15 protein-coding genes are annotated in these 20,292 nt (G+C 55.0%); 6 read left to right on the forward strand and 9 right to left on the reverse strand.

The features are described from left to right. Positions 1-132 precede the first annotated feature (132 nt). On the forward strand, positions 133-609 hold the full coding sequence (locus ACR0J1_RS16660) for an META domain-containing protein (protein WP_480733546.1): 477 nt from the start codon (positions 133-135) through the stop codon (positions 607-609). 451 nt (positions 610-1,060) lie between these two features. Here the strand turns inward: ACR0J1_RS16660 and ACR0J1_RS16665 are convergent, their stop codons facing one another. Continuing rightward, entirely contained in the window at positions 1,061-3,865 is a 2,805-nt protein-coding gene (locus ACR0J1_RS16665; protein ID WP_480733545.1) for a M16 family metallopeptidase, read from the reverse strand. A 284-nt stretch (positions 3,866-4,149) separates the two neighbouring features. On the opposite strand from ACR0J1_RS16665, the gene ACR0J1_RS16670 reads away from it, so the two are divergent. Further along, positions 4,150-4,446, forward strand: a complete 297-nt coding sequence (locus ACR0J1_RS16670; protein WP_480733544.1) for a TOBE domain-containing protein — start codon at positions 4,150-4,152, stop codon at positions 4,444-4,446. A gap of 448 nt (positions 4,447-4,894) precedes the next feature. On the opposite strand, the gene ACR0J1_RS16675 is transcribed toward ACR0J1_RS16670, so the two are convergent. From ACR0J1_RS16675 to ACR0J1_RS16705, 7 genes are read right to left on the reverse strand one after another with little or no spacing between them, the layout of a single operon-like run. Continuing rightward, on the reverse strand, positions 4,895-6,394 hold the full coding sequence (locus ACR0J1_RS16675; protein ID WP_480733543.1) for a M81 family metallopeptidase: 1,500 nt from the start codon (positions 6,392-6,394) through the stop codon (positions 4,895-4,897). A 28-nt stretch (positions 6,395-6,422) separates the two neighbouring features. Beyond that, complete coding sequence (locus ACR0J1_RS16680) at positions 6,423-7,844, reverse strand: amidohydrolase (protein ID WP_480733542.1); 1,422 nt, start codon at positions 7,842-7,844, stop codon at positions 6,423-6,425. 38 nt (positions 7,845-7,882) lie between these two features. Then, complete coding sequence (locus ACR0J1_RS16685; protein ID WP_480733541.1) at positions 7,883-8,890, reverse strand: ABC transporter ATP-binding protein; 1,008 nt, start codon at positions 8,888-8,890, stop codon at positions 7,883-7,885. Further along, on the reverse strand, positions 8,887-9,852 hold the full coding sequence (locus ACR0J1_RS16690) for an ABC transporter ATP-binding protein (protein ID WP_480733540.1): 966 nt from the start codon (positions 9,850-9,852) through the stop codon (positions 8,887-8,889). The genes ACR0J1_RS16685 and ACR0J1_RS16690 overlap by 4 nt, the downstream gene beginning before the upstream one ends. Then, the gene (locus ACR0J1_RS16695; protein WP_480733539.1) at positions 9,849-10,775 is read right to left on the reverse strand and encodes an ABC transporter permease; all 927 of its coding nucleotides are present in this window, start codon (positions 10,773-10,775) and stop codon (positions 9,849-9,851) included. The genes ACR0J1_RS16690 and ACR0J1_RS16695 overlap by 4 nt, the downstream gene beginning before the upstream one ends. Next, positions 10,772-11,749, reverse strand: a complete 978-nt coding sequence (locus ACR0J1_RS16700) for an ABC transporter permease (protein ID WP_480733538.1) — start codon at positions 11,747-11,749, stop codon at positions 10,772-10,774. The genes ACR0J1_RS16695 and ACR0J1_RS16700 overlap by 4 nt, the downstream gene beginning before the upstream one ends. 56 nt (positions 11,750-11,805) lie before the next feature. After that, positions 11,806-13,389 (reverse strand): ABC transporter substrate-binding protein, encoded by a 1,584-nt coding sequence (locus tag ACR0J1_RS16705; protein WP_480733537.1) that lies wholly within the window; start codon positions 13,387-13,389, stop codon positions 11,806-11,808. Positions 13,390-13,538: 149 nt separating this feature from the next. On the opposite strand from ACR0J1_RS16705, the gene ACR0J1_RS16710 reads away from it, so the two are divergent. After that, positions 13,539-14,453: a LysR family transcriptional regulator gene (locus ACR0J1_RS16710; protein ID WP_480733536.1), complete on the forward strand. Its 915-nt coding sequence runs from the start codon at positions 13,539-13,541 to the stop codon at positions 14,451-14,453. A 569-nt stretch (positions 14,454-15,022) separates the two neighbouring features. Here ACR0J1_RS16710 and ACR0J1_RS16715 read toward each other — a convergent pair. Next, entirely contained in the window at positions 15,023-15,895 is an 873-nt protein-coding gene (locus tag ACR0J1_RS16715) for a LysR family transcriptional regulator (protein WP_480733535.1), read from the reverse strand. Between the two features lie 98 nt (positions 15,896-15,993). Here ACR0J1_RS16715 and ACR0J1_RS16720 point away from each other — a divergent pair, with 98 nt between their 5' ends. The 3 genes from ACR0J1_RS16720 (at position 15,994) to ACR0J1_RS16730 (ending at position 19,829) form a co-directional block, all read left to right on the forward strand. Continuing rightward, on the forward strand, positions 15,994-17,184 hold the full coding sequence (locus ACR0J1_RS16720; protein WP_480733534.1) for a multidrug effflux MFS transporter: 1,191 nt from the start codon (positions 15,994-15,996) through the stop codon (positions 17,182-17,184). A gap of 877 nt (positions 17,185-18,061) precedes the next feature. After that, positions 18,062-18,925, forward strand: a complete 864-nt coding sequence (locus ACR0J1_RS16725) for an SGNH/GDSL hydrolase family protein (protein WP_480733533.1) — start codon at positions 18,062-18,064, stop codon at positions 18,923-18,925. 25 nt (positions 18,926-18,950) lie between these two features. Beyond that, positions 18,951-19,829, forward strand: coding sequence for an SGNH/GDSL hydrolase family protein (locus ACR0J1_RS16730; RefSeq protein ID WP_480733532.1), 879 nt, complete (start codon positions 18,951-18,953; stop codon positions 19,827-19,829). The last annotated feature ends 463 nt before the right edge of the window (positions 19,830-20,292 follow it).

The raw sequence follows: 20,292 nt of genomic DNA on the forward strand, positions 1-20,292 counted from the left end.
TCCTTTCTACCCGAGCACCTAACACGCTTTGCGGCTTTTGTCCGGTCCCTCCACACACCCTCCACAAGAGCGCGACCGGCCATCCAATCTCTTCCAGCATAGAAGCGACAACAGCAGTAAAGGGTGAAGAACATGGCCGCTTTTGAAGATCAAACAACCGGACTTACAAGTCGGGCTTGGGTTTTTGGCGCGTGCAGGCTTCAGCGCTTTGCGTCGGTTCTTGAGCTGGTCTCATGCGGGGTTCGAGCATTTCGTGCACCAGCCCCTTCACTGGAGCGGTCAAAGTGGCGGCTGGCGAGTTATCGCGATGGCAGCGCGGACCGGGTCGTAGATGCCAACCGCAACATCGTTCTGAGATTCCACAACGGCTATGCCAGTTGTTTTACCGGTACGAGCCATTTTCTGGCCAACTACGAACGGCACGGCCGTTCGATCGAGTTTGACGGTGTCGCCATCACCCTCGAAGATGGGCCAACGGACATATCCCAAAACCTGCGAGACCTCATCATGAATGCGCTCGGGTCGGAGGGGTATTTGGAGGCGTCTGGGGACCTTATCCGGGTGAGGGTTGGTGACGCCTTGACCTTTGTCTTTGAGCGGGTGTCTTGAATGCGGGGTCACCCCGGAAACTGATGGCACTCTGACATGATCAGGCAAGTTGATCACAAATGAGAACGACATTCGATTGCAAGTTTCTGCATAGCCTACCCGAAATGGCTACGATTTATCCAACCAGAACGCATTTCGGTGACGTGATGGCGTGAGAAGCAGCGTTGCTCGCAAAAGCGAAAAACACTGCGAAACACGCATGATATTGCGATCAGCAGTGGTGGCACTTAGTTGTGCCAGTCCCGGGCGCGGTGCATATCTGCCGGATTCGTGGAAGCACTAAGCCGGCAGGGATCGTAGTCACAGCCATCATGCGTAAGCTCTATGTCATCATGAGCGAAACGTTGAGAGCGGCCAAACCCCTGCTACAACCGTTGCCCGGTCGGATTTGGCAGAATTCGAATTGAGCCGCGCGGCCTATCGGTTGCCGCACGGCTCTCGAGAGGGGCCGTTATGGGCGCTCGAGGTAGTTGATATCGCCCAAGCTAAGAGCTTCGAGATCGCGTTGGATTTCGGCGCGGTCACCTGCGACTACCCATGTAAAGCTTGCCGGATCGAGACCAGACCGTTGCGCATAGGCGTTCAAATCCTCGTGGGTGAGATCCCGTGAGGCACTTGCAATTCTGTTGAAGTAATCCGCATCGTAATCGTCTGTCACCAGCCACGGCAAGACAACACCAAGCATTTGACTATCGCTATAGTGTTGCGCTGGAAAGCCTCGCAGGGCGCCAAAACTGCGGTCAAACTCTTCTTCAGTGATCGGGCGTTCTGAGACGACATCTTCAAACTCACGAATGATTTCGACGATTGCGTCAGCAGTTCGGTCGGTTTGCACCGTAGTCTCGAGCTGCATCACGTTTTGGCCAAGGATTTCTTCAAAATTCCCACCTACACCGTAGGTCCAACCCTTTGTCTTGCGGATGTTTTCCGAGACGCGCGAGTTGAAGCCGCCGCCAACGATGTCCAACAAACGGTCTGCCAGAATGGCGTCCGGGGTATATTCTCTTCCACGTAGGGACTCGCGCGGCAGCAACACTTCGATAGAAGACTGATCTGCCCCCGGCACATCGACGACATAGAGCTGACCGGGTGTGAGGGCGACTGAGGCCGGTGCGGTCGCAGAGGCACCGCGCGCTTCGGCACTGTCCGCCTGCCAAGCGTCCAGACCAGCTTCTAGCGCGAACACGAAGTCGAGAGGATCAACATCACCGACCGCAACAATGGAAGACCCTTTAGGCGAGATCCAGTTCTGCCAATAGGCCACAAGGTCATCCCGTGAGACGTTTTCGAGTAGCGAAGCAGACGGCTGGCTTGCGGCGTTCAGCCCGTCGGTGCTTTCTGCACCAAAAAGGACCTGACCTACCATATAGGCAGATGCTTCTGCAGGGTTGGTCCAGACGTTTGTCAGCGTTTCTTGACGCTTTTTCACCTCAAGCTGCACAGCATCGGCATCAAAGTCAGGCCGGGCCAGCATGTCGCCAAAGAGGGCCAGCGCCTCGAACATATCGGATTCGGGAAACTTCACTACGAACTGGTTGAGGGTCGGCAACACCTCGGAGGTGATCTCCATCTGCGTGTCGAAAATCTGGCCTGTGATGACCTCGGGGCTGCGCCCGGCTGCCCCACCGCCAATCATGGAATGCAAGGTCAGCGCCGGAAGGCCGGACCGATCGCCGGTCGCAGATGCAAAGCCGCCCGGAGTGGACAGCCTGATGTTGACTTCGTTTGCCGATGGCACCTGATAGTAGGTCACGCCAACGCCGTTGGAGAGTTCCAACTCAACCGCTTCAGGCAGAGGCACTTCACCTGTATCCTCGACAACCGGAGGCGTGGATCGGTTAAGCGGGTCCGGACCAGAACTGACATATGAGGGCTCGGCGATCATGCGGACTTCGAAAGCCCCTTGCGTCATCCATTTGGTCCACGACGCGATGACCTCCTCGCGCGTGACAGAGCGCGCGCGCTCCAACACGGTCTGCTTGTAGAGGTGATCGCCAGTGACAAGGTAGTCCTCAGCAAGCGTTGACACACGTGTCAGCGGGTCAAGAGTGCTCAATTCGGTCACCAGACCGTCGATGTACCGGGCGCGCGTTTTTTCAAAAGCTTCCTCATCCAGGACATCCGGCAGAGTGCGGATGAGCTGTTGCACACGCGTGCTTACGGTCTCCACATCTACGCCATCCTGAACTGTGGCGATGAATATCATGTTCGACGAGACTTCGCCCGGATTGATGAATTGGAAAACATCCGTGACCAGATCCTCCTGATCGCTGAGGACAAAGGACAGGCTGTGTTCTTCGTCGGCATTCAGGAACAGGGAAGCCAACTCGATATTCGTGATTTCAGGATCGCGCGTCGGCGGCAGCATGGCTGTCAGACCAAAGAGATCATTGGCGCCTTCATAGCCGTATTGATCGGCGTTCACCCCCACAGTCGGTTCCGCATATTCATAAGCGCGGACAACAGGCGCGACAGGGTCAATATGGCCAAAATATAGCTCCGCCAGTTCGCGCGCTTCGTCGACCGTGATGTTCCCGGTCAGACCCAGGACGGCGTTGTTCGGTCCGTAGAATCGGTCATACCAGCCAAGCACATCCTCCAATGTGGCTGCGCGCATATCCCGGAACAGCTGCTCGCTGCGCGAATAGTAGGGGTGACCAGGTTGGTAGAGCCCCTCGTTCAGGGCATAGATCATCCGGAACAAAGGCTCGGCCGAGCGTTCAAGATGCTCATTCAGGACGATCTCGGATTCCCGATCAATCTTATCCTGAGTGATCTCCTCGCGGAAATACGCCATCCGATCAGACTCAGCAAAAAGCACAAGATCAAGCGCATTCCGTGGCGCCATTTGCAAGTAAGAGGTGAAGTCCGGCGCGGTATAGGCGTTGATCGTGCTGATCCCGTTGGATTCAAGCATTTCAAAATACTCGCCCGGATTGTTGCGCGACCCGGTGAACATGAGATGCTCAAAAAGGTGGGAGTATTCGAGCTGTCCCGGCTCTTCATCACGTAGGCCGACATGATAGGACACAAAGACACCGACCTGTTGCGTACGAGGATCGGGGTTCACGAGCACTGTCAAACCATTGGACAGTGTGAAGGTTTCAACATCGAAATCGAGCTGGGGGCCAGTTTCAGTAGTCTGAACCTGATCATTGCTATTCGTTTGGGCGAAGGTGGGAACGGAACCTGCGAAGGTCAGCCCGAGCGCTAACGCACACGCCGTGGTCCGTAAGAGAAGTCGTGTCTGTTTCATGTCTGTTCCGCTTTCGTCTCGTTTGTCGCAAGTCTCAACCTGTCATCCCTGCATTGACGATTCTCTGAGGTTCTGTGGAGGTTTTGTGGAGGCGGAGTTATGTCGGTTTCAGTGCAGTTTGACTGGCGTAGAAATGGTTGTGATACACTAGGTTGTCCCCGGGCCAGTATCGAACTTATTAGCATGACCCCCAAAGGTCAGTCATTGAGCAGGTCGGCAGTCCGCTCGAGCTCTATGACAACCCTGCCAATCTCTTTGTCGCCGGTTTCATTGGATCGCCGAAGATGAATTTCTTCACCGGCCAAGCTGCCGAGGAACATGGCGCCCATACAATTGGCGTGTGGCCAGAACATCTGACGGTCTCAAAATCTGATGGGACCTGGAAGGGCACCGCCGATATCGCCGAACATCTTGGGTCGGATACATACGTGCAAATTGATCTTGGGGAACGGGGGGTTGCGCTGGCTCGGTTCATCGGGAACTTCGGCATTGAATTTGGGATAAGCTTTTCGCTTCACCGGACAGCGCGCAGATATACCGTTTCGATGCGAAGGGAGTTGTTCCTTAATACTCTGTTGTGACGAAGCTCTGAGCGATGTGGTCCCGCGCCAAATCCCCGGGGAACGCGCTGCCTTCTTGCCGATTGCCGGAGGCGCGATCTTCAATACCGCGATTGAGATGACTGCTATTTCTACCAACACATACCGCACTCCTCCCAGACGGTACCCGGCTATCTTTCGGCGGGTCGCCGAAGATATTGCTAGCCGCTATGAACTCTTTACCTTTGCCTGTAGGCCAAAGCGCAACCTTGATAGAGATTTCATCGTGCCCAGCATCACTAGCGTGTGCGCCCCCGGAATTTCGCTCACCTCGAACTCAATCGTAGGGGATTCATCGAAGTTGTTTTCATCGAACGTCAGGCCTCAGGACTGGCGGTGGGTGGCGACACGCTAAGGCAGATTCCCAAAGATCTTTATATCGGCAATCGCTCGCGCCGTGACCGTCATTTATTTGTTATTAATCGATACACTAAGGTGACCATTCTGTATCCGGATCAAGCGGAAAACTCGGAATTGGCAATCGGGTAAAAGGCCAGCGTTCCGGCACTGGTGACGTTAACCCTGCGGTGTCGACTTCATAAACTTGTTCGGGTTTGAACCAAGGGCCAAAGCCGGCCCGAAAATGGCCGCGAGACTTGACGCAAACCGTCCGTGCGTCTGCAATGTCCAGACCGAACATCTCGAAGAACACCGGGTCGGCAGTCTGAGTGCGATCAGAGATGACGACGACGGAAATACCTTCAAATTTCAGCAAAGCTGATGGGCCCAGCGTCATGGAACGCCCGGCAAACAACCCCAGGCGCCCGATAACATTCCCGTCGTGCAACGCTTCGACATGCGCCTCCGTCTCTAACAAAGCATCCCAGCGCTCCCAAGGTGCATCGCCGCACGACTGGTTAAACCTTGCTAGGAAACGTGCCCCGACCCCAAGACTATGCGCCTGACTTGCCAGTTCCGGATCGTAAAACGAACCAAATAATACACCTTCGGCCTTGGCCTTTATCAGCGAGGACAAAAGCTCGGTCGTGCGCCCTGATCCGCCGCCGCCCGGATTGTCGCCAGCATCAGAGAAGATTACCGGAGTCGTTCGCTTGGCAGTGGCAAGCGCCATCGCCTCTTCGATGCTTGTGAGTTGGCGGACAAATGCATGGCGATTGTCCCAGGCGCGTGTCGCGATTTCTAGGGCCAGCTGCTCTGCCGCCTCTTTATTGTCACGCGCCGTAACCACTATAGAAAGACCGTTTTCTGGGACGTCCGAGAACAGAAAACTGCCAAAAACCGAGACATTCAGAATGTCACCGCCAAGTTCGGCTTGCCGCCTTTGACCATAGTCGATCAAATCACCGTAGGGCCCCGACGTTGTCAGCAGTGAGATGGACGCGGGGGCCAGTGGCAGTTTCACATGAGCTATTTCTGGCCGGATACTTCCAGCCAGCATGCGCCGAAGTGCGAATGCCGCTTCCTCGCCGCGTTCAATCATATCGACGTGGGGGTTGGTGCGGTACCCGCAGATCATATCAACCGCATCGCACATTCGATCCGAGATATTGGCGTGCAAATCGAGCGTTTGAACAATGGGCACGTCAGGCCCCACCTTGGCACGAATGCGCGCCGCAAGCACCCCATCCGGATCATCGAGATGCGTCGCCACCATCGCCCCGTGATGGCAAAGAAAAACGGCATCGACAGGGGTCGAAAGGGCCTCTAACACATGCTGGGAGTAAGCTTCAAACACGTCCTCCTCCACTGGCCCCTGCGGATGGCAGGCCGCCAATAGGATCGGCACCGGAGACCACGGGCCAGTTGCGTCCATAGCCTGAACGAAAGACGCAAATTCGCGTGCCAATGCGGGTGTGTCGCTGCGCGCCTCGGTCAGTAAGGCCTCACCGCTGAGCCAGTTCAGGCGCTCGAAATCCTGCCGGCTCGCAGGTCGTGCGAACCGGTTGGACTCTAGGATCATACCCAGCAAGGCAACTCTGGGAGCCATTGCAGGGTCCCTATGCAACAGGTTCGAGAATTGGCGGTTTGACGTCCTCTGGCATGGGGCAGACATAAGGTGTTTTCTTGAGATGGGCCTCGTGTTCCACCTTGGCTTTTGCCATCAGGACAGGGTCTTCGATGACGCGTCTAGCCGTGGCCGCCATTACCTTGGCCGCATGGACCATTCCCTTATGAGCGACGGACGTCTTGCCATGCGCCACCATTTGCCAGGTGTGCAACGGCGTTCCGATCGCGCTGGTGGTGATCCTGGCCTGCACGGTAGGCACCGCCCAACTGACATCCCCTACATCGGTTGAGCCGTCACCGCCTTGCCCTCTGTTGTCCAGGGGCGGAACGAAATCACACAAGGCCATGTTAGGATCGTAATCCCGGCCAACCCGCCGGAATGTATGCTCTTTATCTGCTTCCGTCAGTGTTTTCTGAATCTCACGTGCAAATGTCCGGTCATCGTCATCAAATGCAACCGGTCCGAGCCGTTCCAATTCTGCCTGCATCGCTTCTTCGAGTGGTCGGTTCCCCAGCAAGTTAGACACAGCCGAGAAGACCTGACTTTCCACGCGTGTTTCCGTCATCAGCGCAGCGCCGTCGGCAATCTTCTTCACGCGTTGAACCAAATCTCGCAGCCCCGGCAGATCACGTGACCGGATCAACTGACGCACTGTGGCGCGGTGCTGCACCACATTTGGCGCGACACCTCCCGCATCAAGGTAAGCATAGTGAACGCGCGCATCATCCGGCATATGCTCGCGCATGTAGTTTATGCCCACATTCATCAATTCAACGGCATCCAATGCGCTGCGCCCCAGCTCGGGTGCCCCGGCTGCGTGGGCGGCCTTGCCGTGGAACGTAAAATCAATCCGAGTGTTGGCCAGTGAACGCGCGGGAAAGACCGCCGTATAGCTGCCCGGGTGCCAGGAGATGGCGCAATCCACATCGTCCAGATACCCATCGCGCACCATATAGGCCTTGGCGGCTCCGCCTTCTTCGGCCGGGCAGCCATAATAGCGCACACGCGCCTTGATACCGCTTTCCGCCAACCAGTCTTTGATAGCCGTCGCCGCCAAAAGCGCCGCTGACCCCAAAAGGTTGTGACCGCAACCATGGCCATTGGCACCCTCTTCGATGGGTTTGGGGTGCGCCACACCAGATTCCTGGCTGAGATAAGGCAGCGCATCGAACTCACCGAGGATTGCGATTACCGGGCCTTCGTCCCCCGCTTCTCCAATCACGGCCGTGGGCATTCCCGCGACATCTTTCGTCACCCTGAACCCTTGCTCTTCCAACATTGCGATGTGCTCGGCAACAGACGCGAACTCACCATAAAGCGTCTCGGGCGTATCGAAGACCCGGTCCGACAAGCCGATAAAGGCTTCTCGGTGCTGGTCGACAAAATTCCAAATGGTATCAGTGTTTTGCATTAGTCGTTTCCGGTTCTGATGTTTTGAAGGGCCAGGCGCTATGCGTCCTGAGAGCCCAGATCGTGATGGCAACTGAGCTGGTGCCCTGAAACAGGTTCCTGAAGCTCTGGTGCAGTTGTCTTGCAAATCTCGGTTGCAAACGGGCAGCGTGGATTGAAGTGGCACCCGGGCGGGGGCGACAACGGAGACGGTATTTCACCGGCAATCGGTGAGAATTCCCGCTTGCGTTGGTCCAGCCGGGGGACCTCGGCCAGAAGTGCGCGCGTGTAAGGATGACGAGGATTGGCGAACAGCTCTTCGGTTGGTGCACTTTCCACGACGCGGCCGAGATACATTATGACGACCCTGTCAGCGATATGTTCCACAACGCTGAGGTCATGTGAAATGAACAGATAGGTAAGGTCGAACTCTTCGCGCAGCTCCATGAACAGGTTGAGAACCTGCGCCTGGATCGAGACATCCAGCGCCGCGATCGACTCGTCGCACACCAGAAACCGGGGCTTGACCGCCAAGGCGCGGGCGATCCCGATCCTTTGCCGCTGTCCGCCGGAAAACTGGTGCGGATATCTGCGTTTGAGAGATGGGTCCAGACCAACTCGGGTCATAATATTATCAACATATTCGGCCTGACCGGCCCGTGTGCATAACCCGTGAACCAAAGGAGCTTGTCCTATGATCTGTTCGACCCGCATCCTTGGGTTGAGTGAGGCAAAAGGATCCTGAAAGATCATCTGAATTGCCAGACCCGCTTCGCGTTTACCCTCGGGCGTCATGCTGGCAAAGTCGCGCCCTTCGAACAGCACCTGCCCCTCGGTCGCCGCGTGAATACCCGCAACGACCCGGCCCAGGGTCGATTTTCCGCAACCAGACTCCCCAACCAGCCCGACAACTTCTCCGGGTTGGATGGCGAGGTTCACGCTGTCGACTGCGTGCACGACTTCTTCACGAATGTTGGATCCAAGGCGCGCTGCCAGTTTTCCGGCCACATCCAGCCGCTTGACGAACCGCTTTGAGACGCCGTTGATTTCCAGGATGGGCTTGTTCATGCCGAAACCCTTTCATACGGGTGGAAGCAGCGAACCAGATGATCGCTGCCGCTTGGCTCGGGTGCGACATGGCACGCTTCGGTCGCGCGCGAGCAGCGGGCCTGAAACGCACATCCCCGAGGAAGGTTCAGCATGTTCGGAGTCATCCCTGGAATTTGCGTCAGGGGCTCGCCGCGCCGGTTGGCCGACGGGACAGAGCCCAGCAAGCCGACAGTGTAAGGATGACGCGGGTTGTCGATCACATCGTCCGTGTCACCCTGTTCAACCACGCGCCCGGCATACATGACCGATATGCGGTTGGCCAAACCAGCAACGACAGCAAGGTCATGGGTGATCCAGATCATCGCAGCGCCGCGGTCACGGCACATTTTCTGGGCGACGTGAATGATTTGCGCCTGAATGGTCACATCCAAAGCTGTGGTCGGTTCATCCGCAACGATCAGATCGGGATTGTTCAAGAAGGCAATTGCGATCGCAACCCGCTGCCTCATGCCGCCCGACAACTGGTGCGGGTAAGCGCGCAGTCGCTCTTCGGGCGAGGGAATGCCAACGGCGCCCAACCCGTCGCGCGCCCGTTCCCAGGCTTCGCGTTTGCTGATCTTCTCATGTGCGTTGATCGCCTCGATCATTTGCGTGTCGATGCGTAACACCGGATTGAGCGTCATCATCGGGTCCTGAAAGATCATGGCGATCTTCCCGCCCCGCAGCCCGCGAAGCTCATCCTCGGGCTTGCCCACCAGCTCGTCGCCATGAAACCGGATCGAACCGCCAACGACGCGACCGGGTGCATCGACAAGCCCGAGAACTGAGAAGCCTGTGACCGACTTGCCTGATCCGGACTCTCCGACCAGCCCCATCACCTCACCGCGGTTCAGGTGGAAATCTACACCGTCGACCGCTTTTACGACGCCTCCGCGCGTGAAGAAGTGCGTTTGCAGGTTTTCAACTGAAAGAACCGTCATTTCTTCAACCTCGGATTAAGAACGTCGCGCAGCTGATCGCCGACCAGATTGATTGAGACGATAGTCAACAGCAGCGCAATTCCGGGATAGATTGAGATCCAGTAACGACCTGAAATGATGTAGTCTTTGCCGCTGGAAATCAGCACACCCAAACTGGGTTCAGTTTGCCGAAGGCCAACGCCAAGGAAGGACAATGTCGATTCCAAAGCGATAGCTGACGCAGTCTGCACGGTTCCGATCACGATAAGCGGGGCCACGCAGTTTGGCAGAACATGCTGAAAAACAACCCGTGCATGGGACAGCCCAAGACAACGCGCTGCTTCGATGTATTCTTTGGCACTTTCGACCAAGGCCGTCGCGCGCACCGTTCGCGCGTAATAGGCCCACTGGGCCACAACCAGCGCAATGATGATCTTGTCGATACCCCGGCCAAGCCCGGCAACAAGCATCAGCGCAATCAGCGCGGCGGGGAAGGAAAGCTGCAGATCGACCGCACGCATGATAAGCGTATCGACACGCCCACCTGCATAGGCCGCGATCAGGCCGATCGTCGTTCCGATCATCAGAGCGATCACGCCCGATGCCAGCCCAACCATCAGTGATATGCGGATGCCGTAAAGGATTGCGGAATACAGGTCGCGCCCTGCCCCATCGGATCCAAGCCACATGGTGTAGCCATCGAAGGATTCAGTTCCCGGTTGCTGTGCCGCATCCATGATGCTGACCTGCGCCAGATCATATGGATTCTGCGGCGTGATCCATGGAGCAAGAATTGCAAGCGCGACAATTGCCAGCAGAACCACCAGAGATACGACGGCGATCTTGTTCTCGCAGAACTCGGACACGAACCGCTGAAACGGAGTTTCAACGCGAACGCTCTGAATGGCTTCGGTCTCTTCGGAATTGAGTGTCTGGTCCGTCATGCGCCCTGATCCTTCAACCGAACCCTCGGATCGAGGATGGAATAGACGATATCGACCACCAGATTGATGGCCACGAATAGTAGCACGATGATCATCAGGTATGCGACGACCACCGGCCGGTCGAGCTGCAGCAATGAGTCGATGAGCAGCTTGCCCATGCCCGGCCACGCGAAAATGGTTTCGGTGACGACCGAGAAGGCCAGCAGGTTGCCGAACTCGAGCCCAAGTACGGTCACGATCGGTATCAGCATATTCTTCATCAGGTGCACACCGATGATCCTGCCCGTGGACAGCCCCTTGGCACGCGCGAACTTGATATATTCCTGGTGCATGATCTCACGCACACCGGCGCGGGTCAGGCGGATGACAAGGCCGATATTGGTCAGGGCAAGGTTCAGCGCCGGCAGCATAAGGTGGGACAACCCATCCCAGGTCCACAAGCTGGACCTGAGGCCCAGAAAGACGGCGGTTTCACCCCGTCCGGTTGACGGCAGCCAACCCAACGACACCGAGAACAGCATGATCAGCATCAGCCCGACCCAGAACGTCGGTAACGAAAATCCAAGGATCGATCCCGCCATAATGGTCCGCGAAACCGCACTTTCCGGATAAAGACCTGCATACAATCCCAAGGGAATCCCAAGACCAATCGCCATGATCAGTGAGACAATCGCCAGTTCGATTGTTGCCGGCATATGTTGGACGATCAGCTTGAGAGCTGGTTCGCCGAAAATGAACGAGGTCCCAAAATCACCCTGAATAACGCCGCGCAGGAAGTAGAGATATTGCTCGGCAATCGGTTTATCGAGGCCAAGGGCCCGAATGGTTCTTTCGATTTCGGCCTGATCGGCCTCGGGGTTGATCAGCATGTCGACTGGGTTGCCAATGACGTTGACGCCGAAGAAGACGATCACAGACATCAGAAAGACAACCACCATCGCTTGCATCAAGCGCCGGATGATGAAGACAGTCATGGGAACTCCGATTTAAAGTTGCGGGCAGGGGGGAGACGCCTGCCCGCAAGGCAAGGTCATTCCTTGGCGACACCCATGGCGAGCGTGTATTCATCCGTCCGCGGGGTATAGGCCAGACCTTTGCGCACACCCCAGGTGTTGACCTGGTAGTGAAGCGGGATAATCGCGCCGTCTTCGATTGCCATTTCAGTGGCCTGAGCCAGCAGTTTTTCCCGGGCTTCATCGTCAACCGTTTGCAGTGCTTCTGCGATCAACGCGTCCACTTCGGGGTTGGAATAGCGGCCCCTGTTGGATGCGCCCCAACCCTTGTCCGGGTCATGGGTGCCGATCAACGAACGCAGCGGCGAAGACGCTTCACCCGATCCCGCACCCCAGCCGACAAGGATGAAGCTGAATTCGGGCGATCCATCCGGTGCCCCACGCGATGCGCGCTGGAAATACACCGATCGCGGCATCGTCTCGACCGTCGTGTTGATGCCGATACGGGTCAACATCTGGCCAATCGCTTCGGCGATTTTCGCATCGTTGATGTAACGGTCATTAGGCCCATGGATCGTCAGTTCAAAGCCGTCCGGAACACCCGCCTGCGCCAGAAGTTCCTTTGCTCCATCCGGGTCATAGTCCATCGGTTGCAGGTTTTCGGACACCCCGAAGAACCCATCCGGAAGCAATTGACCCGCTTTGATCGCTACTCCTTCCATGACACGTTCAACGATCGCGTCCCGATGAATGGCCTTGGAGATCGCTTGGCGCACTTCCTTCTTTTGCAGCGGATTATCAATCGCTGCGCCGCCATTCGCCTTGACGAACGGGCTGTCTGATCTGCCATGATCCATGTGAAGGTAAATTACACGGTTCGAGGTGCCCTGGCTGAGGGCGACATCGTCTCGGCCTTCAAGGGTCCTGATGTCAGTCGTCGGCACCGCATTGATCATGTCGACATCACCAGCCAGCAGGGCCGCGACACGGGCGGGTCCTGAACTGATCGGCTTAAAGGTGACTTGCGACCATGGGGAAACACCGTCCCAGTAGTTCTCGTTCGCCGCCATCACAATAGAGTCGCCCGGCTTATAACTGACAAAGGTGAATGGCCCTGTGCCAATGCTGGCTTCGCCCGAATTGAAGTCTTCCGTCTCGGCTGCGCAACCGGTGTCAGACGAAATGATGGGTACGTTGGACACATCATTCGCCATCAACGGGTATGGCGCTTCGGTCTTGATGTGGATGGTATAGTCGTCGATCTTCTCCAGCGTCTTTCCTTTGGTCATTGACGCAAAAGACGACGGTGAATTCGGAACATTGGGGGCCCGCTCAAACGAGCACATCACGTCATCAGCGTTAAACGGTGATCCGTCATGAAAAGCGACGCCTTCACGCAGTTTGAATTCCCAGGTGACATCATCAACCGGCTTCCACTCGACAGCCAGACCGGGGTTGAGCCCCTGGTTTTCATCCTGGCGGATCAGCGTATCGTAGATATGCCGGCTCATGGCGTTGTTTGGCGTGAGATTGTGAAAATGTGGATCCATGGACGTTGGCTCTGAAGCCAAGCCAATTGTCAGCTCCTCGGCAAGTACCGGCGCTGTAACGGCAAACAACGCGGCGATCGCCACTGCTGTTCTGGTGTACGTTGGTTTCATTTCGATCTCCCCGTTTTTTTTTGATGATCGAAAGGCTATCCATCCTGCTTTGCTTAGAACAGAGAAAATACTATGCAAATGAGTCATAGATTTATCACAGTCGGTGGTGCTACTTTGGCCGCAAGCTTGCAGGTTCAAGGGGCGCCGTCATGCTTTCGAAATTGTTTAACCTGCGCGAACTCGAAGCATTCAGGTTGGTTTTGACAACGGGAACGACCAGCGCGTCAGCGCAGCGTATGAAAGTCTCTCAGTCCTTAGTCAGCCGGTCCATCAGCAACCTTGAGAGCAAATACGGGAAGATCCTTTTTGAACGCTTGGGAAACCGTCTTGTTCCGACGGAAGAAGCCCAATTGTTGAACAAGGCCCTGGATCCACTCTTTGACAGTTTGATGCGAATTCAGGAGTCGGATTTTTCGGAGGACGGTACATCGCGACTGAGGTTGGCAGCACCGCCAGCAATCGCCCACCGGTTCCTGCAAGATCAGGTTGTGAGGTTTCTTGAAAACCAGCCATCCGCGCGGTTGTCTTTCGAAGTCTGCACGTCGAATGACCTTGTAACAGGGATCGCAGATGACAGGTTCGACCTCGGGCTGACCGATGCTTATGCCGAGTTCTCGGGTGTCTCTCATCATCCTTTGCTGTCTTCAAATTTGGTCTGTGCGATGCCAGCCGGCCACCCACTTGAAGCTCGCGATCAGATTTGCGCCGATGATCTCCACCAACAGCCATTGATCGGATTGCCGCGTCGTCAGATAACGCGAACCCACACCGAACGAATTTTAGCGAAGGCCGGAATAGAGCCAAATTTTGTCATTGAGGCCGCAACTGCGGTGTCCATCTGGCACTTTGTTGGGGCTGGCCTTGGGATATCACTGGTCAATCCGTTTCCAATGGCAATAGAGCCAAGCCCATTGGTAACTATCCGTCCATTTGTACCTGAAATCCCGCGCGTTACCAGTTTTCTGACAACAGCCAATCAGCCCATCTCTACGACCGCACGCCGGTTCATGCGATTTGTGCGCTTCAACATGCCAAACGATCAAATCTATACCAAGCTAAAGTAAACTACCCCATTGATGCTGACGTCAGGCTAGCGCTAGCGCACACGCCGTGGTCCGCAGGGGAAGTCGTTTCTGTTTCATGTCTGTTCCGCTTTCGTCTCGTTGGTCGTAGATCTCCATCTGTCACCCCTGCATTGACGATCTCCGGAGGTTCTGTGGAGGCGGAGTTGTGCCGGCTTCGGTGCAGTTTGACTGACGTAGAAAGAACCAGAAGTAGACCAAGTCCAAACGTACCCAAAAGGGTCGCACCGAGCATTGTCTTGATGTTTGATCCGGCAGCCTCCTGAACCCTCCGCGTTATCAGATTGGCAAAAGCGATGAGTTTACCAGATGCGCTGTCACTAACGACGGCGACCTCATGACGGGCTGCGCAGCTTCGAACCGATCGCCCTGATACTGAAGGTCACGCCGGGCGCTGTCCTCCAGCCACAGCTCGGGCGTATTATTGATCCTGGCATCAGCGAATGGATACCAAAGGGTCATGTAATCAACTGCCGAATCTGATTGAGATCGCATGCCGAAGTCTATGAGTGTAAGTACCAGAAGAACGCGTTGAACCCTCCGGATACGCTCTACGCGCTCAGAAACGCGACAAAGCGATTGATCAGACTGCCACGACGTGAACTGTTGTTCCAAACCGCGTGCACGTGTACCTTCGGCAACGTCCAATCAGGTAACAAGGCTACCAATTGCCCGCTGGCCAAATCGTCCTTTATCAAGCTGAGCGGCAGGTTTCCAAATCCAACTCCAGCTAGTGTTGCAGATCGGGCGGCCAGGATACTCTTGACACGAAGCTGACAAAGGTCCAGTTGGATTTCCTCCTGCCGCTTGCCGTTTGTCAGCACTACGCAATCTGTTCCATCTCGCATCGAAACAAACGGCAGGTTTTTTAGGCTGGTTGGTGTTTGTGTAGCGCCATGCTTTATCAGAAAACCCGGTGTGGCCACCAAAAGCTGTGTAATCTCACAAATCTCGTATTGGATCAGGCTTGAAGATGGCATCTTCCCGACTCTGATCGCGAGGTCATAGCCTTCCGCAATCAGGTCCTTTCTGTGATCGGTATAATCCAATGTCATCGCAACATTCGGATAGCGCAGAGCAAACTCCATGACGCGGGCTTCGAGTCTGGGCTCCGGTACAAATGCAGGCATGGCCAATTTCAAAGCACCTGAGACCTCTTCAGCATCGGCTTCGATTTGATTTAGGGCAGTTTCGACCGCTCCAAAGCCCTTTTGAGCCACCGCAAACAACTGTCGCCCGTTCTCAGATAGCGTCAGTTTTCGGGTGGAGCGATGAACCAGAACCTGACCGACCTGTTCCTCCAGCCGCGCGATGTGGTGGCTGATGACGGATGGGCTCACCCCAAGACGGGCCGCAGCCTTCACAAAGGCCCCGGTTTCTCCAACCGCAACGAAGGCCACCAGGCTTTGGGCATAACGGTACATTCATCCATATTATCGAATAATGAATTTTCATAAAAGCGTATTATCCATCAAATCAATAGCGGGTATGTGGAGGGACGATTCAGATCAAGGACTAGACCATGAGAAAAACGAGGGAGGCTGAGTTCATCGCCTTGATGGCAGCCATGATGTCGATGGTCGCGTTGGCAATCGACGCCGTCCTCCCTGCTTTTTCCGTGATCGCGCAGGATTTCGGTGTCGCAGGTTCGACGGATATTCAGCTGATTGTGACGCTCGTTCTTGGTGGGATCACACTTGGGCAGCTCATTTACGGTCCCATTGCCGACCGCGTCGGCCGCAAACCCGCTTTCGCAATCGGGATGGTCTTTTTTTTGGTGGGTAGTTTGCTGAGTGCGAACACCAACAATTTCGGTATGCTGCTGATTGGGCGATTTCTGCAAGGTTTTGGCGCGGCAAGTTTTCGTATTTCGGCCATGACGATTGTCCGTGATCAATTTGAAGGTGCCGAGATGGCGCGGATCACTTCATTCGCTATGTCGCTATTTATGGTGGTGCCTTGTCTGGCGCCTCTCATGGGACAAGCCACATTGTATTTGTTCGACTGGCCAGCGATCTTTGTAGCACAGTTTGTACTGGGGGTTGGTTTGATCGTTTGGTTCTGGGCACGGCAAATTGAGACCATGCCGGAACGCGATACAAGCAACCGCGTTGCTGTTGTAGCAGCCTTTTGCGAGACGCTGACGACGCCTGTCACTTTGGCTTATATGATTGCGGCGGGACTGATGCTTGGCAGCTTCACCGGCTATCTGATTTCGAGCCACCACATCTTTGTCGACCTCTACGGCGCAGGCGATAGCTTCGCGCTCTATTTTGCAGCAGTTTCCATCATGATGGGTGCTGCCAGTTTCACCAATGGCAGGATTGTCCGCAGATTTGGCCCCAAACTCCTAGCGCAAACCGGTTTGTGCATTGCAGTTCTAACAAGTGGAAGCGCGCTTGTCTTTCTCTGGTACTTCGAAATGAATCTGATCTGGTTTCTCGTTTTCATAACGACAGTGTTGTCTTGCATGGGATTTGTGTTTGGCAACATGAACGCCATTGCCGTACTGCCCTTGGGTCATATAGCAGGGGTTGCCAGCTCAATGATCTCCTTCGTTAGCGGAGCTATCTCCGTTGGACTTGGCTCTTTAATTGGCAGCAAGGTCAACGCTCTTTCTCCTGCTCCATTGTTCGTTGGAGTCTTTGTTGCAACTGTCCTTGCATTTTTGATCGTCAGGCTTGCAGAATGCGCGAACCCAGCATCGGTATAGCCCTTTGCCTGAGTGATATAGATTTGGTTCTTGCTAAGGTTTGGCCCTTTGATCTTGCTCAAGATATCCTCGGGGGAGCCGCGTAGCGGCGAGCCTTGGGCCAATCGGCGTTCATCCCATACCAGAAGATCATGTAACGCCTGCTGCAATCCGTGCAGTATACGTTTCAAGAAGAGCTGTTGGCACAAGTGTCCGGCCGGTCGGCATCGCAGTCCACTACATTACTGGAAGCCAGCTTGGCCAGCCGACGTGGCGATTATGGCTTTCGACGTCTGAAAGACAATATTCGCGGTGCCACACTGGACAATGTACTCGATGCAACTGACCGGCAGACCATTGTTCAAGGCCTCGATCTGCCCTTCGATTTGGTCGATATAGTTGATCCGGCTTGTGCAAGGATATTGACCCGTCGGGTTGGGGGAACAGCCTCAGAGATGCAGCAGCACAACTGCGCAATGCTGTCTTCGTCCTTCAAACCGTCAACACGATCCTGATCTTCTCTTCAGCTGAATACAGCTTGCGCGTCGCGGCTCTGCTTGGTTCCAGGTTTCTTTCTCATCTCCATTCCTTGGCGGTTACGATGAGAAAGAAACCCTCCCCTATAAAATCGGCTTAAACTGCCTGATTGGCGCTGACGTTAGACACGGCATCTCAAACGGCGTTGGTAACTAAGGTGTTCAAACACAAATCGATGGCTTCCAGGTTAACGGACGCGCCTGCATCTTCAAAATTGTAAAACCACGTAATGTCATCTGAACAGCCACCAAGACGCCCCCCTTAACCATGTGTTGATTGGTGTTACAGCGCGCGTCCCCTCATTATTATGCGACGCAAAAGGTTCAGTTGGGCGACGAGTGCGGCAAATAAAGGTGAATGTGTGAATTTGTTCAGGGCATCGGTTTATGGAATCTGGTTGGCTGCTTTTTCGGTGTCAGTTGCACCGCCTGCGCTCGCGCAGCCGGATGTTTTGATTCTGGGTGACAGCCAGATTTCATTCGGCGCCGGGAAGGAATATCTGCGGTTTTTTGATCAGCTGGCGGATCGCTGCAGACTAACACCTCAACGCCGGAAAGTGCTGGGCCGGCTTGGTGATCGTGAGACAGCCGCTATCGGTGTCCGCTCAACCTCGCTCCAGTCGTGGACGACACCGAATGGTGCTGCAAAGGGCGCAATTTGCGACGTCGACAAAAAGTTCGGAGTCAACGCTGGCGCATATGGCATCGAAGGTAACCCGGACCGGGTATTCATTCAGATCGGCAAGGGGGATGCCTATCAGTTCTGTAAACCGAACCGAACCGCATTTGAGGTCATGTTTGAAGACGGGTATTATGACCCTGGATTGTTGGTGCTGACTTTTCTGGGAAATTCCGCAGAGAGGTGGGCGAATTCGCCCGAGCTTGCGAGGCAAGATGCCAGCAGAACGTTGGAACAGGTTCCGGATGATATCCCTTGCGTGTTTATCTCGAGCGTGCCGGTCTACCTGAAGAAGACAAACGACAAACGCATGAAAGCCCAAACCGAAATTGCCCGTGCGTTCCGGCGTGCTGGAACGCAATGTGCGGTGGTCGAGGGGTTCAATCGCAAAACACGCGATGCGATCGAGGGTACGCCCGCTTATTTCCGTCGCAACAAAGCGGGTCAGGTCAAGGACCCGCATCACCCAAGCCCGGCCGCGGTCCGGGCTTTTCTTGATATCAACGCGGCCAGTATTTGTGATGCGGTATTTGCGGCCTTGAAGTAGAAGCGAAAACTGCCAGGGGAAACAGATGTTAAGAAAGATAATTGCGGCGGTTTTCACCCTGGCGCTTGGCGGCACCGCATCAAGCGCAGAAGAATTCACGTCGCCCGAAATTCTCATTATCGGAGACAGCCAGATATCGTTCGGTTCAGGACCAGCTTTTCTCGAGTTTTTCAGCGATATCAAAGAACACTGCCACCCGGATGACCAGCAGAAGAAGCACTTGCAGCGTCTTGGGAAAATGCGTGTCGGAGTGATCGGTGTCAGGTCCAGTTCCATTGACTCGTGGACCGCTCGTTCCGGGCGATCAAAGGACACGATCTGCAAAGTGGACCCAAAATGGAACGTAAATGCAGGCACGTACGGGTTTGTGAACAAGACCAGAAACAAGTACGTGCAGATTGGCAAGGGAAAGGAGTATCAGTTCTGTGCGGCGCAAACCTCGCCGCTCGAAGAGATGCTGCGTGATGGGTATTATGACCCCAAGCTGATCCTGATGTCTTTTCTGGGTAATTCGGCAAAGCGGTGGGCCAGCGACCCTGGTGCCGCGATCAGGGATGTGGAGCGCCTGCAGGCTCAACTGCCCCCCGATCTGCCATGTATTTTCATGACCACCGCGCCCGCCTATAAGAAAAAGATCGTTGATCTGCGTCTGCGTGCACAAAAGAACCTGATGGATGCATTCAAAGTTACGGGATTGCGCTGCTCTTTCGTGCCAGGTGCAACGCCAGAGACCGTTGCTGCCAACCAGGGCAACAAACACTATTTTCGGCTCAACAAGAACGGCATGGTCAAGGATCCCTATCACCCTAACGAGACCGCTGCCAAAAACTTCTTTGCGCTGGAAATGGACCAGATATGTACGGCCATATTCGATCAGATCGAGCCAACAAAGGAACAAAGTTAGGCTCCAGCATCTACCAACAAGGCATGGATCGCATCGGGATCAAGACAAGTGCCCAGGGCGGAATCTGCCAAAACCGTCTTCCTCTAAATATGCCCGATCTACTAAGGCCCAACGGAAACACGGCATCTTTTCCATTCGAGGTCGTCGTATGTTTCGATTGTATCTTTGGCCCGGCTTCTTCTTGTGCCCGAGCCAATTGCAGCGCTTTTTGCCTGCACAGACAGCTGTGTGCGGAGCGGACTTCGTTGGTGTGAAATCACATCGCAGCAGTCTTTTCTTTCTCCTTCAAAATGTATGTCAATTTCGCTTAGCGCTCAATATAACTCAAAAAAGAACACTATATTGTGGATTTGCCAGAATCACAATTATATCTGATAAGTATTCCTTATCGTGTCTATTGAAGGCTGAACGTATTTGGCGCAGAATGGCCCCCATGAAGCCGCCTGCACCCTATCTTCCAGCT

The sequence above is a fragment of the Ruegeria sp. CJ3 genome (assembly GCF_056536725.1).